Annotated in this window: 12 protein-coding genes; 9 read left to right on the top strand and 3 right to left on the bottom strand. The window is 50.9% G+C overall.

What is annotated here, in order from left to right; genetic code table 11:
• Nucleotides 1–328: 328 nt before the first annotated feature.
• Both M3223_RS00115 and M3223_RS00110 read right to left on the bottom strand, forming a co-directional pair.
• Entirely contained in the window at nt 329–1,384 is a 1,056-nt protein-coding gene (locus tag M3223_RS00115) for a hemolysin family protein (protein ID WP_251557745.1), read from the bottom strand.
• Entirely contained in the window at nt 1,385–2,701 is a 1,317-nt protein-coding gene (locus M3223_RS00110) for a hemolysin family protein (RefSeq protein ID WP_251557743.1), read from the bottom strand.
• A 300-nt stretch (nt 2,702–3,001) separates the two neighbouring features.
• Between M3223_RS00110 and M3223_RS00105 the strand changes: the two genes are divergently transcribed.
• From M3223_RS00105 to efeB, 3 genes are read left to right on the top strand one after another with little or no spacing between them, the layout of a single operon-like run.
• Entirely contained in the window at nt 3,002–4,501 is a 1,500-nt protein-coding gene (locus M3223_RS00105) for an FTR1 family protein (protein ID WP_251557741.1), read from the top strand.
• A 24-nt stretch (nt 4,502–4,525) separates the two neighbouring features.
• Entirely contained in the window at nt 4,526–5,698 is a 1,173-nt protein-coding gene (gene efeO, locus M3223_RS00100) for an iron uptake system protein EfeO (RefSeq protein WP_251557739.1), read from the top strand.
• Nucleotides 5,698–6,933 carry an iron uptake transporter deferrochelatase/peroxidase subunit gene (gene efeB, locus M3223_RS00095; RefSeq protein ID WP_251557737.1) on the top strand — a complete coding sequence of 412 codons (1,236 nt, stop codon included), beginning with the start codon at nt 5,698–5,700 and terminating at the stop codon, nt 6,931–6,933. The genes efeO and efeB overlap by 1 nt, the downstream gene beginning before the upstream one ends.
• Before the next feature lie 47 nt (nt 6,934–6,980).
• Here efeB and M3223_RS00090 read toward each other — a convergent pair whose 3' ends face one another.
• Nucleotides 6,981–8,177, bottom strand: a complete 1,197-nt coding sequence (locus tag M3223_RS00090) for a multidrug effflux MFS transporter (RefSeq protein WP_251557735.1) — start codon at nt 8,175–8,177, stop codon at nt 6,981–6,983.
• Nucleotides 8,178–8,405: 228 nt separating this feature from the next.
• On the opposite strand from M3223_RS00090, the gene M3223_RS00085 reads away from it, so the two are divergent.
• The 6 genes from M3223_RS00085 to M3223_RS00060 all read left to right on the top strand — a co-directional run bounded on the left by M3223_RS00085 (nt 8,406) and on the right by M3223_RS00060 (nt 17,287).
• Nucleotides 8,406–10,097, top strand: coding sequence for a sensor histidine kinase (locus tag M3223_RS00085; RefSeq protein WP_251557733.1), 1,692 nt, complete (start codon nt 8,406–8,408; stop codon nt 10,095–10,097).
• Entirely contained in the window at nt 10,072–11,715 is a 1,644-nt protein-coding gene (locus M3223_RS00080) for a response regulator (protein WP_251557731.1), read from the top strand. Before M3223_RS00085 ends, M3223_RS00080 begins: the two co-directional genes overlap by 26 nt.
• 135 nt (nt 11,716–11,850) lie before the next feature.
• A complete protein-coding gene (locus tag M3223_RS00075; RefSeq protein WP_251557729.1) occupies nt 11,851–13,746 on the top strand; it encodes a family 20 glycosylhydrolase in 1,896 nt (631 codons plus the stop codon).
• A 77-nt stretch (nt 13,747–13,823) separates the two neighbouring features.
• Nucleotides 13,824–14,681, top strand: a complete 858-nt coding sequence (locus M3223_RS00070) for an ABC transporter permease (protein WP_251559745.1) — start codon at nt 13,824–13,826, stop codon at nt 14,679–14,681.
• Nucleotides 14,682–14,693: 12 nt separating this feature from the next.
• Nucleotides 14,694–15,578 (top strand): carbohydrate ABC transporter permease, encoded by an 885-nt coding sequence (locus M3223_RS00065; protein ID WP_251557726.1) that lies wholly within the window; start codon nt 14,694–14,696, stop codon nt 15,576–15,578.
• A 35-nt stretch (nt 15,579–15,613) separates the two neighbouring features.
• A complete protein-coding gene (locus tag M3223_RS00060; protein WP_251557723.1) occupies nt 15,614–17,287 on the top strand; it encodes an extracellular solute-binding protein in 1,674 nt (557 codons plus the stop codon).
• The last annotated feature ends 142 nt before the right edge of the window (nt 17,288–17,429 follow it).

Below are 17,429 nucleotides of genomic sequence, written 5' to 3'. Positions count from 1 at the left end.
CCTCTCAAACAGTTTCTCAAATTTTCCAGCAAAGTGCCCGTGAACAAAATGAACAAAACGAAATTTTTTTGCGAAACTTAATTAACAGACGTTAAAAAAGAGGAGACAGGTGGTAAATGTAAGCGATTAAACTAATAATTTAAGTTAACTATACTTTAAAATCTCATCGGAATTAAACGAGAATATAAGGGGAATTCATCAAATTAAATGGTTGCATTTGCAAATAATGACGCGAGAGCGCAGTTACATTTCTGGTTATGAATTCCAAATACGAAAAAAACACAGGCACTTAACCCAAAAAGGGGAGCCTGTGTATTTCCGTTTGATATTATTGCCATACCGGCTTCGGTGCAATCACGGCTTCGTCACGAATATCTCCGACGATTTCCTCCAGAATGTCCTCCATCGTAACGAGTCCGCAAGGAACGCCTATATCGGTCGTAACAATGGCCATATGAACCCGTATTCTCTGCATCTCGATAAGGACATCCCGGATAGACGAGGTTTCCTTAAAGCTCGGCATCGGATGGGTCATTTCCTGCAGGCTGCGGTTTCTTCCGGCTGCGATGCCCGTCAGCAGCTCTTTGGAGTTAATGTAACCGATAAGCTGCTGGCCGTCGGCGACAGGGTAACGGGTAAAGCTGTGCCGTTCCAGTCTTTCCAAAACGAGAGAGACAGGCAGATTGGCTTCAATTGTGACCATCTTAGCTTTTGGAATCATAATTTCCTTTAAGATGCGATCTTCAAAATCAAAAATGTTTTTCAAATATTCCAGCTCGGTCTGATTGATTTCACCGCTTTTATAACTTTGATCCACAATCAGCTTTAATTCTTCTTCCGAGTACACGGTCTCGTGCCCGGACGGCTTAACACCGAATAGGCGGAGCAGAATTCGCGCGGAATGATTTAATACGAAGATGACCGGGTTCATTGCTTTGCCGAACCCGTAGAGGGGAGGGGCCAGCAGCAGCGTCATCTTTTCCGAAAATTGAATGGCCAGTGTTTTAGGTGCCAGCTCTCCAATTACGACATGCAGAAAAGTAATGATGGATAATGCAATGGCGTAGGAAAGCACAGTGGACAACGTCTCCGGCACTTCCATCCGGGTGAACAGCGGATGCAGCATCCGCTCTACGGTAGGCTCGCCCAAGGCTCCGAGCACGAGAGCCGTAATCGTTATGCCGAGCTGGCAGGCGGACAAATAATAATCGAGATTTTGCGCCACTTTTTTGGCCTTGACCGCTTTTTTATTGCCTTCGGCAATCAACTGATCCAGACGGGACATTCGTACCTTTAGAATCGCAAATTCCGCACCGACAAAAAAAGCGGTCAAACCGATAAACAGAGCGACAAGCAGCAAATTCAGCACTATCATTCCATCCATTTAGCGATTCACCTCCAAGGGACGCACGCGGACCTGCTTGATCTGCAGATGATCCGTTTCCTCAATCGTCCAGATGAATTTGTTCATTCTCAGCTCGTCACCGGGGCTGACAACGGCTCCTTTATGCACCTGAATCCAGCCTCCAATCGTATCGACGCCGGCGTCTTCCCGGTCCTCGAAGCTGATACCGAGCTCTTTCTCCAGATCATCGAGCAGCACCCGGCCGTGAATGACGAACTCTCGATTGCCGGTCATCCGAATATCGGCTACCTCATCGGCGTCGAACTCGTCCCGGATTTCCCCGACCAGCTCCTCCAGAATATCCTCCATCGTCAAAATGCCGGAGGTGCCGCCAAATTCGTCGATTACAAGCGCCATATGAACGCGCTCCTGCTGCATGAGCATCATCGCCTGCTGAATCGAGGTCACCTCAAGCACGGAAGGAAGCTCGCGGACATATTCGTTCAGGCTGTGCTTCCGGCCGGCAACGATATGGGGCAGCATTTTTTTCACGTTGACGATGCCGATGACACGGTCTTTGTCGCCGTTATCAACGACAGGGTACCGCGTGTAGTTGTACTGATCGAGCACCTGCACAATTTCTGCGTCGGTCATCTGCAAATCAAGCGCAACAATAGAAGTGCGGGGCACCATGATGTCCTTGGCCGCTCGTTCGTCGAACGAAAATACATTTTCCATGTAATCCAGCTTGGACTCGTCGATCGCGCCGCCTTGGAAGCTTTGCGTCATAATAATTTTCAGCTCGTCTTCCGAGTAAGCCTGTTCATGCGGAGAAGGCTTGACGCCAAACATGCGCAGCAGTACCCGGGAGGCGCCGTTCAGCGCCCAGATGAACGGATACATCCATTTTCCGAACCAGTACAGCGGCGTGGCGAGCATAAGAGTCATTTTCTCAGAAAACTGGATCGCTAGAGTCTTTGGCGCCATTTCTCCTACGACAACATGCAGAAACGTCACCAGGATAAAAGCTATGGCGTAAGAGGCTGCGGACGCGGCCGAGTCAGACAGATTTAAGTCGCTGAAAACCGGCGACAGCACGCTTTTCACAGCTGGCTTGCCAATTGCGCCAAGACCGAGCGCCGTGACCGTAATGCCGAGCTGGCAGGCGGATAAGTAGTAGTCGAGATCTCCGGCAACTTTTTTGGCCGTAACGGCTTTTTTGTTGCCCTCGGCTATGAGCTGCTCGAGTCGGGACATCCGAATTTTGACGACGGCAAACTCCGACCCGACAAAAAATGCGGTCATTGCAAGCAGAATGATCAGAATGAACAGGTTAATTATAGTTGTCAGGTCCACATTGTTCCCCGTGAAGCGGGGCTCACCTCCAATTGCTCCATTATTCGTTATGAATTAATTTCGATATGAATTAATAACGCAGTCCTTTACCGGTTCAAACCTTGGAGCTTTTACAACAGACTCCATCCCGCTTGTAGGATTTCCCACACCGCTAATCCTACTCAATAAATGTTTCCAATTTGTTTAGAACAAAATTAGTTTGACACTAAATAAACTTCTGCCTTATTATTTACATATTAATTGATAATCATTATCAATGAAGATGATTCAATTTTGGTAGTCATTATAAGGGGGAACAGAATGCTGGGTACAACGGGAGCCGGTCTCAGCTGTACGCTCCGCCGGCTCACCGCAGCGGTCCTGATCGTCATTTTTGTCTTATCGGGAAGTTTCGCCGGTGCAAGCGCCGCTGCTGGGGAATCAAACGGTTCGCCGCAAATTGCTGCAAAGGCGGATGCGCTGCTTGCCGACCTGGATCAAAATAACCAGACAGATGCGGATTCGCAATTTAAGGAGATTAAAAAATGGTGGGTTCAGCATAAAAGCTCAATTAAATTGGAATCGTTTGATCTGGCCATGGAAATCGACCGGCATATCGCGTCTCTATCGCTTGCACTTATTGGTGGAAATGACGCAAAGGCCTCCGATTCAGCGGCGGAGTTGAGCTTTGCGCTTCATTCCTACGAAAGTGGAGCTTACACGAACAATGAGGGCCGGAACGGCTTGACGTTAACCGGATATATCGCACAGATCAATCAGGCAGGCCAACTGGCTGAACAACAGGACTGGGATGGTGCGGCCAGGCAGGTCAAGCAGCTGCAAAAGCAGTGGCTGTCTATCGAAGGCGATGTGGTAGGACGCTCCCAGTCCGTATACAACGCAATGGAACGGGATTTAGTGCTTGCCGACGCTTACTTGGCGAATGATTCCCAACGGGATCAAGCGTCAGCTTTGCTGAAGCGGATGGCAGAAAACCTTGAGCCGCTCGCACAGACCGGCTATTCCTGGCTTGATGCGGCTATGATTCCTTTTCGCGAAGGACTTGAGGCTGTGCTTGTAATCGGATCGCTGAGCGTAGCTGCAAAACAATCCTCCTCCCGAAAAGCAAAACGCTGGATTGCAGGGGGAAGCGCGGCTGGAATCGCATTATGCCTGGCAGCGGGTATAGCGGTGTCCATGCTGTTCACCTCGTCGGAAATCGGCAGCGGCAATTCCGTCTTGAACGGCTGGACGGGTGTCGTTTCAAGCCTTTTACTGCTCTATGTCAGCTATTGGCTGCATCGGAACGCGGATGTGCAAAGATGGAATGCATTTTTGCGAAGCCAAACACAAAGGGCGGCTTCTGCGGGCAGGGCGGCGAGCTTTGGACTATTGGCATTTTTCGCCATTGTCCGGGAGGGACTGGAAACGGTTCTTTTTCTGATCGGCCTAGCCGGAAAAATGCCGGCCGGAACGCTTGTCATCGGACTGGCCGCAGGTTTTGGCATGCTGGGTGTCGCCGCATGGCTGATTCGCCTCGCCGGCTCCAAAGTGTCGGTGCGGCCGTTATTTCTCATCTCCAGCCTGATTGTGTTCTACCTATGTTTCAAATTCCTTGGTTCCGGCATTCACAGCCTGCAAATGGCGGGGATCATTCCTGCAAATGCAAGCGACAGGCTGCCGGAGCTGGCTGCGATAAGCCTGTATCCTTCCTGGTACAGCACGCTTCCCCAGCTTCTGCTCATCCTGCTGGCGCTGGCGGCGGCTGTAACAAATCGGTTCAAGCGAGCCGCAAAAAATTCGATTAACCCTGCAACCTAATTTTTTATCGGAGGTTTATAAAAGATGTCGAAACGCAAACAAGCATTACAAGCTCTTTCCTTAGGCGGAGTCATCCTTTTGACGGCGTGCGGCAGCAATGCGGGCTCCGATGCCAATCAAGAAAACACTGCGGTTGAAAGTCCGGCTCCTGAAGGAGCGACAGCCGCTATTCAAGACAGTACGGCCAAGATGAAAGAGCAGACGGTACAGCTGCAAGCGGCATTGACGAAGCAAGATGAGGCGGAGGTCAAAAAGCTGGGCAAAGAAATTAACGACCTTTGGCTGTCCTATGAAAATTCAGTCCGCCAAACCTTCCCACTGGAATACACTGAGGTTGAAAAATATGAAATGCCTATTTTTTCTGCCTCCGCATATGACAAGGTCGATTTTGAATCGCTTGCGGTGACGGCGCGGAACTTGATGAAGGCTCTGGATAAGCTGGAGCAGGCGAAGCCTTCAAGCGCGAGTTCCTCGGAGCTGCTAAATAAAGCGGTGGCGAACTATGAGACTTTTGTGAAGGAGCAGGCGGCTGCTTTTGCCTCAGCAACAAAAACATTTGCCGATGCGGTGAAAAGCGGGGATATGGAAAAGGCCAAGCTGGAGTATACAAAAGCGCGGGTTTATTTTGAAACAATTGAGCCTGTGGCAGAAAGCTTCGGGGATCTAGATCCGCGAGTCGACGCCCGCCTTGCCGATGTGGAGAACGAAGACGAGTGGACCGGCTACCACCGGATTGAAAAAGCTCTATGGGCTGACAAAAGCTTGAAGGGTCAGGATGTATACGCCGATCAGCTCGTGAAGGATACGGAAGAACTGGAGCGCAAGGTTCAGGACATTAAGCTGGATGCCAAAACGATGGTAGCCGGAGCAATTGAGCTGATCAATGAGGCAGCCACATCAAAAATTACTGGAGAAGAGGAAATTTTCTCCAAAACCGATCTTGTTGATCTTGCCGCCAATGTTAATGGCTCCAAAACCGTTTATTTGGCCATTATTCCTGCTCTGAACGAACATAATCCCGATTTAGCCGTAAGCATAGACAAAAAGTTCCAGGAAATGGAGGCTATGCTGCTCGACTATCAGGAAAATGGAGCTTACATCGCTTACGATAAATTGACGGAGCAGCAAATCCGGGCTCTTAGCGATAAATTGAGCCAACTGTCCGAGCTCATGACGGAAACGGCAGCGATTTTGTAATGAAATCGGACAAAGGCTCCTCCCGGCTGACCCGCCGGGATTTTCTAAAGCTGTCGGCTGTTGCGGGAGCGGCGCTTACGCTCGGAGGAGGCGGAGCCAGTGCAATTATGTCCGCGCTCGGCAGAGATCAATCAACGGCTGCAGCGTCTGAGAGCGACAAACATCCATTTTATGGAGCGCGGCAGTCAGGCATTGTGACTCCGCAGCAAAAATACATGTATTTGGCCAGCTTTCGCGTTATTGCCGAGAGCAAAGGCGAGCTGTCAGCCATGCTGAAGGAGTGGACGAAGTTCAGCACGCTGGCGGCAGATGGCGGACACAGACAGGACAGCGGCAGCAACTTGCTGCCGCCTCCGGATACGGGTGAATCGGTCGGATTAGGCGCGGCTAACCTGACGCTGACATTTGGATTTGGGGAGTCGTTTTTTGCAGCGGATGGCAAGGACAGGTTCGGCATCAATCACCGTAAACCGCTCTATTTGCAGTCAATTCCGCACATGCCGAAGGACCATCTCGAACCTTCCTTTCAAGCGGGGGACATTGCTGTGCAGGTATGTGCGGACGACCAGCAAATTGCGTTTCACTCGCTGCGCAATCTGATTCGCCTGGCGTCGGGAAAAGCTATTGTAAACTGGATGGAGGAAGGTTTTATCAGTGTTCCCGACGGAGGCCAGACTCCGCGCAATCTGTTCGGCTTCAAGGACGGTACGGCCAATCTGCTCCATCATTCTGACAAGGGTTACAACGATGTCGTTTGGGCGGGACAAAGCGAGCCTCTGTGGATGCAGGGAGGATCCTACCTGGCTTACCGAAAAATCCGGATGCTGCTGGAGGTGTGGGACCGGACTTCCCTGAAAGATCAAGAGGACACCTTTGGAAGAACGAAGGAGAGCGGGGCCGCGTACGGTGCTGCCGGCGAATTCGATGCCGTAACGGCTGCCAGGCTGCCGGCGGATTCACATGTTGAGCTGGCGAAGCAATCCCGGCAAAGCATTCATCGCCGGGCTTATTCCTACACGGGCGGAATTGACTCCAGAACGGGCCAGCTTGACGCCGGATTGCTGTTTCTCAGCTATCAGCGCAATCCTCAGGAGCAGTTCATTCCGATGCTCCGGCTCATGCAAAGCAAGGACCGCTTAAACGAATACACGCAGCATGTAGCAAGCGCGTTGTATGCTTGTCCGCCGGGTATACGGGAGGGGCAGTATATCGGGCAGTCTTTATTGGAAGCTTAATCAAAAAAAGCCATTCCCAATAACAACGGGAATGGCTTTTTGATTACCTATGCCCGCGGCCGGACCGGCTTCAGCTGCAGACTAATGCAGACAACCAGCATAATTGCGGCCAGCAGCAGAAAATAGACCGGCATCGCAAGCAAGGTGCCGTTGTGGACACGGCTCATCCCCGTTGTCACTAGGCTGACAATGAGGTAATAGCCAAGCCCGAAAATGGCTCCGGCCGTGCCAAGCACATCGCCGTAAGCGGCAAGCGCAAGGCTTAAACAACCCGGAATCATCAGGCCGATGCCCGCCAGCAATACAAACAGCGCCGCAATGACGGATGCCATCGAGAGCATCGAAGAGCTGTCGGCTGCATAAGCACTTCCCAGCAGCAGAGCCGCGCCAACGACGGTTATGGCTGCGCCAAGCAGGACGATTCGCTCAGCGGCATAACGGTTGGAAAGCTTCCGCGACAGCATCGCGCCGAACATGGAAGCGAGAGCGACGACAATGCCTAGAAACCCGTACGTTCCAGGAGCGAGGCGGAAAAACTCCATAAACACAAACGGCGCCTCAGCATAATAGCTGAACAAAATGCCGTTTGTCACGCCAATGAGCAGCCCGAACGCCCACACTCTTTTGTCGCGTACAAGCCTCCATGCAACAGAGCTCAAGCTGATCTTGACCGCTGCTGCCGCTCGGGTTTCGGGAAGCGACCGGTACACGTAAACGAGCAGGAAAGCGCTCATTCCGATCAGCACCAGAAACACGGCCTGGTAGCCGAAGAGCTGGTCCATCCAGCCGCCTATTAGCGGGCCGAGCGCGGGCGAAAAGGCCAGCGCGGCGGAGATGACGGAGAAGGCCGCCAGCCGCTTGGGGCCATCCATGCTTTCCCGGAGAACCGTTTGCGTGACGACCGAGCCGGTGCTTGCTCCGAAAGCTTGTACAAAACGGCTCGCCAGCAGCCAATAGACGGAGCCGGACAGATAACAACCGATGCAGCCGATGGCATAGACGAGAATGCCCCATAACATAGCCGGACGCCGCCCGATGGAATCCGAAAGCCGGCCCCAGGTAAATACGCCAAGCGCAAAGCCAAGAAAGTAAATGCCAAACGTCAGCTGCACCATATTGTTGCTTGCCCGCATTGCCTCGGCTAAATCAGGCAGGATGGGCGAATAGATCGTTTCGCTTATTTGCGGAAATCCGACCAGAACGGTCAGAAGCAGCAAGGACGGAGTCGAGATATTTGGTTTCACAGTTAATCCCCCTATCGGTAGCTCAAATTCCCGGTTTCATCCGAATCGAGCTAGGTCATCGGGGTACGGGGGGACATTTATTCATTCTGCCGATATAATTCAAATCGCATCACCTGATTAAAATCATTTTGATAGGGGGCTATCAATGCTGCTAAGCTTAAGATGAATTGGTCGTTCTGTCAAATCCGCCGGGCGGGTTCACGGACCCGCTCCAAGAAGGAGCAGCCTATGTGGGGGAACAAGTGGAGATTCGGTATTTTTAAACGGCTGTTGGTCAGTTTTTTGATTGCGCTTACTCCGCTTTACGCCTTGGGATTCTATATGTATGAGTGGAGCAAAAACGAGATTAAGGAAGAAATTACGGCTTCCGCTCAAGCCCAGGCGAATTATTACATCAATGACATGCAGAACCGTCTTAACCAAATCTCTGCCATGCAGTATGAGCTGCTTGGCGATCCGTATGTCGTACAGCTGGCCAATTCGCCGGAAAGTCTGGAAAGCTACGATAAAATCGGGGCGATGCTCTACATTCGCGCCAGGCTGCAGTCCGTCATGAACAGCAGTCCATGGATTAAGGATGTGCGCCTGCTGGTGCCTCATGAACAGCTCCGGCTCTCTGCTTCAGACGGCTTGGATACGATGGAGCAAGCAGCATTTAATACAAGTCGTCTGTCTTCACCCTATCGGCTTGTGCATGACGCAGGCGAGCTGTTTATGGAAGCGGCTTCTCCGCTTATTGCTTATGGCAGCACCTCGGAATACAGGCCCGATTTCATCGTTGAAATCGAGCTGTCGGCGGACGCCTTGAAGCAGGATATGAACCTCTCCAATGAACGCTCGTATTCGGGCAAAATGTCGTTGACGCTCGGAGACGGGTTCGGCATTCAATCCAGCTTTGAGGCGCCGGAGCGGGAGGGCGATTATATTACGGTTCAGGCTCGCTCGGCTGACTACGATATGACCTACATACAGTGGATTTTGAAGGACAGCATCTATGAATCCCTGAACCGCCATGTTCGCTGGTTCTGGATATTCTCGATTTTAACGCTGTCGGCGGCTGCTCTGTTCCTGCTTGATATTAACCGGATCATCCGGCTTCCGCTGGCCAAAATCGTCCGGGCATTCCGCAATGTCGAAGCAGGAAATTTTAACTTGCCGATTCATCATCGTCGAGACGACGAATTCAATTATATTTATGACAGGTTCAACCAAACGATGGCGAGTGTCCGCCAGCTGATCGACCAGGTGTATAAGCAGAAAATACTGCTGCAGGACGCGGAGCTGAAGCAGCTGCAGTCGCAAATTAATCCTCATTTTCTGTACAACAGCCTATTTATGACGGTTCGGCTGATCAAATCGGAGAAGCTGGAGCAGGCAAGCGATTTTGTGCATCAGCTGGCCGGATACTTCCGGTTTGTCACGCGTAATGCCAAGGATACCGTCAGCTTGGCGGATGAAATTGCCCATTCCAGAAATTATGCCGGTATTCAGCAGGTGAGGTTTCACGACCGGATCTCCATTCTGTTTGAGGAGACGCCTGCGCAGTGGAAGGACATGCAGGTGCCGCGGCTGATTTTGCAGCCCTTAATTGAAAATGCGTTTGTCCACGCTCTAGAGGATAAAATCGAAGGCGGCTTGCTCCGCGTGTCGTTCCAAGTGGCGGACAACGGTTTGCAAATCGCGGTTGAAGACAATGGGGATCATGCGGAGGAGCAATGGAGCAAGCTGTATTCCATGCTGAATCTGCCGCAGCATGACGCCGAGGTGACAGCTGTGCTGAATGTTCATCGACGGCTGCAAGTTAAAATGGGGCCTTCCAGCGGACTTGCTGCCGAGCGAAGCGAGCTTGGCGGAATCAAGATGGTGCTGACCTTAACCCGGGCGGAGGAGAACAATGATCCAGTTAATGATCGTGGATGACGAGAAGCATATTTTGGACGGGCTGATTGACCTGTTTGCTCAGCAGGACGATCTGGAGCTGGAGCTGCATAAGGCCAGTTCGGCCTTCGAAGCGCTTGCCCTTCTCGCACACAAAAAGATCGATCTTGTGCTGACCGATATCCATATGCCTAAAATGAGCGGCCTGGAGCTGATGGAGCAGATTCGCGGCAAATGGCCTCATTGTAAAATCATCTTTTTGACCGGCTATGATGAATTTGATTATGTATATAAAGCGATTCAAGACCGCAATGCCAACTACATTCTGAAGCTGGACGGCGACAGTCGGATTATTCAGGCGGTAAAGGACGGCATCCGCGAGCTGGAGGAAAGCCTTACGATCGAAACGCTGCTTGCCGACGCTCAGGAAGTGAGGAAACGGCAGAGCGATTATATGCGCTCGCTCTTTTTTACCGATTTGCTGGAAGGATTGCTGACGGAAGCGGACAGAAGCGAGCATGAGCTGCAGCAGCTGCATATTCCATTGCGCCGCGGTGAGCCGGTGCTGGTGGGAATCGTCAGACTGGAGGATGCGCCAGCCGGTCTTCTAAGGCGGGAGATGGACGATCTTTTTTTGGGGCTCCAGGCTATTTGCCGCCGCTATCTATCACCGATGGCCAACATGCTTGACCCCTCCTACAACCGTACCTATCTCGTTCTGCTGATGCAGCCGCATGGGCCGGAGAAAAGCGCCTGGGACAGCCTGATTACGTTTATACGCGGTACGATGGGCACGATCCAGCAGGCCTGCTCCAAAAATCTGGACGTTTCTATATCCTTTTCCTGGAAAACAGCTCCGGTACAGTGGGACTCGATTCCGCAAACCTTCTCGTATCTGAAGCTGCTGTTCTTGCATTACAGCCAGGAGCGGCAAATTATCGTTACGGAACATAACATGGCTGAAATCGAGAAGCTGCGCATGGGCCCGATCCGTGCCGAGCATCAGCAGCCGCTGAAGCGGGAGATCGGAAGGTTAAGCCATTATTTTGACACTGCGCAAAAGACAGCCTACTTTCAACAATTGGAAGCCATTGAAGAGCTGGTTAAAGAATTGGCACTTCATCATACGGAGCAGCTTGAAGTTTGTTACGCCCTGTCTCTGCATGGGATCATGGCTGTGAACCGACTCGGCATCGGAGAGGAGCCGTATTATCGGGACCGAATCAAAGCGCTGAGGGCTGCGGCTGTTGAATCGGATGTTTTCGTTCCGTTCCTGCAAGTCCTGCGGCAGCTTGCCGAGAGTTTGTTCGACTTTCAGGAGTCCCAAGGCATCCGGATTCAGGATGACGCCATCATCAAAATCAAACGTTACATCAAGACTAATTTGAAGGAGGACCTGTCGCTGACCCGGCTGGCGGAGCTTGTTCATCTGAACCCGGATTATTTGTCCAGGCTGTTTAAACAAAGGGAAGGGGAAACCGTCTCCGATTATATTACCGCTCAAAAAATCTTGGAAGCAAAAACGATGTTAAGAGAAAACGCCGATCTTATTCAGGATGTAGCCAGGCGGCTTGGCTTCTCAACAGCAGGTTATTTTACCCGTTTTTTCAAAAAGGAGACGGGATTAACGCCGGAGGAATACCGCAGCTCAGGCAAGTAGTCGGAATTGTGCAAGCAAAATCAAGATTGTGAAATAGTCGGGGCGAAGGCCCCTACTCTACTATAAGAGAGAGCGCAGGAGTTGTTGCGCACTCTCTTTTTTTTAACCCGCAAGCAGCTAAGGAGGTCAAACCTAATGATGAACAAGCTTAACCGGTACGAAAGGCTGGAGCAGGAAGGAGCTTATTTAACTGCGGATACAGCGGTTGAAGGGGCCGAAGGATTCCTTAAGCCTATACTGGAACAGGCTGCTGCCAAAACGCCTCAAGCCGGCAATTACAGCGCCGTCCGGCTTATTAATGGGCTGGATGAGAACATAATCGGCACCGTAAATGCCGCTTTTGGCCCTGTCTATCGGGAAAATGCCGATGGATACGTCATTGTGGCTGCTGATGACATTCGAATCTATGCAGCAAGCCAGAGAGGGCTTATGTACGGCGTATATTCCCTTTTACAGCAAAGTGAAAACGGTTTTTTTCGCAAGGGCATCATTTATAACGACCCGTTATGTTCCTTTCGCGGCCTGAAAATCTATCTGCCCGGTGAAGAGGATGTGGAATACTTTAAAGCCTTCATCGATATGGCGTGTTATTACCGGTACAACAAAATCGTCCTTGAGGTTGGCGGAGCTATGGAATTTAAGCGGCATCCCGAAATCAATGAGGGCTGGCAGCAATTTTGCGATGAAATGCGCGAATATTCAGGCAAAGGAAAGGATATCCAGAACGGATTTACGTGGGAGAAAAATTCGATTCATTGCGAAAACGGCGGCGGCGGCTGGCTGAAGCAGGAAACTGTTAAAGAGCTAGTGCAGTACTGCACGGAACGCGGCCTGGATGTCATCCCGGAGGTTCCTTCGCTCAGCCATTGCGATTATTTGCTTACTAGGCATCCCGAGCTGGCGGAGCGGCAGGATGATCCATACCCTGACACCTACTGTCCGTCTAACCCGGCAAGTTATGAGCTGTTATTCGACGTGTTGGACGAGATTATCGATGTATTTAGGCCAGAGACCGTTCATGTCGGCCATGACGAGCTGTACACCATTGCGGTATGCGACGCCTGCCGGGGCAAAGACGCCGCCCAGCTGTATACGGACGATCTGGTGAAAATAAGCCGTTATTTGACGGAACGTGACATCCGCACGATGATCTGGGGGGAGAAGCTGCTGGACAGCGGCGGAAGCAGCAGCCATGCGTTCGCCGGAGCACGCCGAATTATTGTGAACGAGGCAGGATATGTCGAGCAAGTGATACCCGCTACATTTGCCGCCATCGATATGATTCCGAAGGATATTGAGATTATGCACTGGTACTGGTTTTTCGGCAAACAGTTCGACGAGCAGCTTCTGGACCGGAATTTGTACACGGTGTACGGCAACTTTGAAGGTCCCGGCATTCCAGGCTGGGGGCCGAGGCTGGCCAAAGGCATTCAAGGAGCGGCAATTTCCAACTGGAGCGCATTGAAGGAAAGTTACCTGCAGCGGAACGGAATCTTTTTCAATATGGCTTACGGCTGCAGGATGTTCTGGCAGGACCACTACGAGGAGAGCATGTATCCCAAGCTTGCGGAAGAAGTGTTTGAGGAGCTGTTCCAATATAAAAATAAAGCCATTTTGGCAGGCCCTCATATTGAGATTACGCATGCATCTTCACAGTATCGCGAATTCCAATGGTTTTTTGACGGCCGTTTCATCGATTCCGATCATGACCTGCTTGGAGAGTACGAGCTTACGTTTGAAGGCGGGGAAAAAGTTATTGTGCCGGTCAATTACGGAACCGATCTTTCCGCGCTTGACTGCTCCTGGGGATTGAAGCCGGGAAATCGATTTGATGCTTATGACTTCGACCGCACGCTCATTCAGGTATCCGGCTCGGTGCTTCCGGTGAGGGACGGCCGCCATACATGGTTCAAAATGGTGCTGCCACACCCTTATCCCGGAAAAACGCTAACTGGCGCCGCTTTTAAGGCGCGAAACGAAACGAGCGGTTCCGTCGTGCTGCGCAGCATCAGTCTGAAGAACGGAGAGTGAAGCGAGGAAAGGATGGATGACCGTTGAATTCAAATAAAACGTTAAAGCGGTTGTACCGGGAGCTTCCGTTGCATCTAATGCTGCTGCCGCCGGTCATTCTAGTTCTCGTATTCAGCTACGGGCCAATGGCCGGAATCGTGATCGCCTTTCAGGATTTTGTGCCTGCTAACGGCTGGTTTAATTCCCCCTGGATTGGGCTGGATAATTTTAAATACGTGCTTGATTTTCCCGATGTGCGGCAGGTGCTTTGGAATACCTTTTTTATTGCCGTTCTTAAAATCGCGGCTGGCACTGTCTGTCCGATTATTTTGGCTCTATCGCTGAATGAAGTGAAAAAAACGCTGTTTAAAAGAGGCATCCAGACGATCGTTTATTTGCCGCATTTTATGTCTTGGGTGCTGCTTGCAGGCATTTTAATCGATATTTTGTCGCCATCGGGAGGCATCATCAACAATATGCTGCAGGCGCTGGGCATGCAGCCGATTTATTTTCTAGGCGACGGAGCCTGGTTCAGGGCAACGCTCATTATTTCGAATGTGTGGAAGGAGGTCGGCTTTGACACGATCGTTTATTTGGCGGCAATCGTATCCATCGACCGGACTCAGTATGAATCCGCTGTGCTGGACGGAGCAGGCTACACCAGGCAAATGTGGCATATTACGCTGCCGGGAATACGCGGGATTATTATTTTGCTGATGCTGCTTAATATCGGGAGCATTTTGAACGCCGGCTTTGATCAGATTTTTAATCTGTACAGTCCGCAGGTCTATGACAGCGCCGATATTCTGGATACGTTTGTCTACCGGATCGGCATGGAGGAAATGCAATACGGCGTTGCCACCGCCGTCGGATTGTTCAAGTCTATCGTCTCCTTCGTCCTGATTACGCTGTCCTACTATTTGGCCTACAAAGTTGTGAATTACAGAATCTTTTAGGAGGACGGTCTCATGGTAGAGGAAGCGCCGCTCGGAAGAAAGCTGTTTGTTGCCGTTAATTCCGCCGTTCTGATTCTGCTCTCATTTGCCTGCCTGTTCCCGATTGTCCACATAGCGGCTCTGTCCATGAGCTCGCAGGCTGCAGCTGGCGCCGGACTGGTTACGCTATGGCCGAGAGATTTTACCTGGATGTCCTACCGCTACATTTTGGAAAATGCTGCTTTTTTCACTTCGTTTGGCGTTACGCTGGAAAGGGTGGCTCTAGGCGGGACGTTAAGTCTGGTTATGGTGCTGCTTGCTGCTTATCCGCTGTCCAAGGACGTCCGCAAGCTCCGCTCACGCTCCGTGTACGCTTGGTTTTTCATGTTCACGACGATATTCGGCGGCGGCCTTATTCCTAGTTTTATGGTTGTGAAATCACTCGGATTAATGGATTCCATCTGGGCGCTGGTGCTGCCCACGGCCGTGCCGGTATTCAACATTTTGCTGATGCTCAATTTTTTTCGCCAAATTCCGGAGGAGCTGGAGGAAGCGGCCTTTATGGACGGTGCGGGTCATCTGCGGACACTGTGGAGCGTATATCTTCCGGTATCCACGCCATCGCTGGCGACGAACGGGCTGCTCATTCTCATTCTGCATTGGAACTCTTGGTTCGATGGTATGATTTACATGAATGATGTGGACAATTATCCGCTGCAAACTTATATTCAATCCATCATTGTAAGCTCGGATCTGACCAATCTGAGGCCGGACGAATTAAAAGAGATTAACGCTATTTCCGACAAAACCGTCAAAGCGGCGCAAATATTTGTATCCATGCTTCCGATAATGGCGATCTATCCGTTTTTACAGAAGTATTTTATAGGCGGCATGCTGCTCGGCAGTGTGAAAGGTTAAGGCATAACCAAACCAATTGGCCAGGGGGAACTGCTATGGATAAAAAGGTCATGTTTAAGGTATCGGCGGCAATAACGCTTGCGGTAGCAGCATTGGCGGGATGTTCGGGACAAAATGATTCCAATGCGGGAACATCTTCGCCGCAGCCAACGGCCAGCACGGCCGTGAATGCCGATCCAAACGCCAAATACGATCCGCCGCTTGAGGTATCCACCCATTTTTCTGTTGGCGCTTCATTTGCGGACAAATTCAAGGATGAGCAGCTGAACACCAATGTGTTTGCCAAAGGCCAGCTGGAGGAGCTGGGCATCAAGCTTACGTACAAGTGGATTGCCAGAGGGGATGACCAGAGCTTTCAGAAATCCAGCGTTGCGATCGCTTCGGGAGACATTCCCGATATTATGGTCGTGACGAAGGAGCAGCTGGCCACGCTGTCCAAAACCAATATGATTAACAAAGATCTGGCTCCGGTATATGACCAATACGCCTCTCAGCTCACCAAGGATATCATGCATGAGGAAGGGGATATCGCTTTTGATTCAGCTACCTTTGACGGGAAGCTGATTGCGATTCCTAACACCGATTCCTCCGGTGATCTGGCTTCCTTCCTGTGGATTCGGATGGATTGGCTCCAAAAGCTCAACCTGGAAAAACCCAAATCGATGGATGAGCTGTACGAGGTCATCCGCGCTTTTGTGGAAAAGGACCCGGACGGCAACGGAAAAAAGGACACCGTTGGACTTATGCTGAACAAGGATTTTCTCAGCCCTGGGGTTGGCGATGCGGTCGGTATTTTTAACGGATTCCACGCCTATCCCAAAAGCTGGGTGAAGGATGAGTCCGGCAAGCTTGTATACGGGAGCGTCCAGCCTGAGATGAAGGATGCGCTAGCTTATTTGCATCGTCTGTACAAGGATGGTTTTATTGAGAAGGACTTTGGAGCGAAGGATTCCGGCAAGTCGGCCGAGTTAGCCGGTGCAAACCGGGTCGGAGTTGAATTCGGCGCGATGTGGAACGGCATGTATCCGCTGCAGCAGACAAAGGAGAATTTCCCGGACTCGGATTGGCGGGCGATGCCGCTGCTGTCCAACGACGGCCAGCCTGCGCGTCCTCAGGTGAAGCTGAACGTGGCGAACTATTATGTCGTCCGTAAGGATTTTCAGAATCCCGAGGCGTTAATTAAGCTGCTGAACTTCTGGACGGATAAAAATTGGGGCTCCAGTAAAGAGGAGTATGACAAGTATATCGGCAGTCTGGAAACAGGCGCCGCCCATTTGAACCAGCTCCGCGCCTGGCCTTCCAAAAAGAACATGAACGCTCATCTTCACGTCAAGGAAGCTTTTGCAACGGGCGACACCTCCAAACTGAATTCGGAAGAAAAAAGCTATTATGACAATATCGTCAAATACAAGGCAGGAGATATGAAGCTGGCGCAATTTGAAAAGGTATTTGGCGAAACGGGCTCCTTCTCCGTCATGGACCAGTATTACAAAAACAATTTGTTCATGATGGACGAATATTACGGAGCTTCAACCGAGACGATGAAAAACAAATTCAGCACCATCGTTAAAACGGAAATGGAGTATTACACCAAGGTTATTATGGGCTCGGAATCGCTGGACGGCTTTGACGATTTTGTACAGAAGCTGAACAAGCTTGGCCTCGAACAGATTACGAAAGAAGTGAACGAATGGAACGAAAACCGTTAATGTAAAGGTATGTTTTCACAGCTTCACTAAAACATGACTTGAAACAATATGGCAAATTGATATTCTTAGAGAAGTATGGATTATCCGGCAGTTCTAACATAAACCTCGCGCACCAGCCGGATAATCCGCGATATTTTATTGG

Origin of the sequence: Paenibacillus pasadenensis (assembly GCF_023715725.1) — a bacterium.
Classification (GTDB): Bacteria; Bacillota; Bacilli; order Paenibacillales; family Paenibacillaceae; genus Paenibacillus_O; species Paenibacillus_O pasadenensis_A.
Note: the sequence above shows the minus strand (reverse complement) of the source record. Positions and strands in the feature narration are given on the sequence as shown.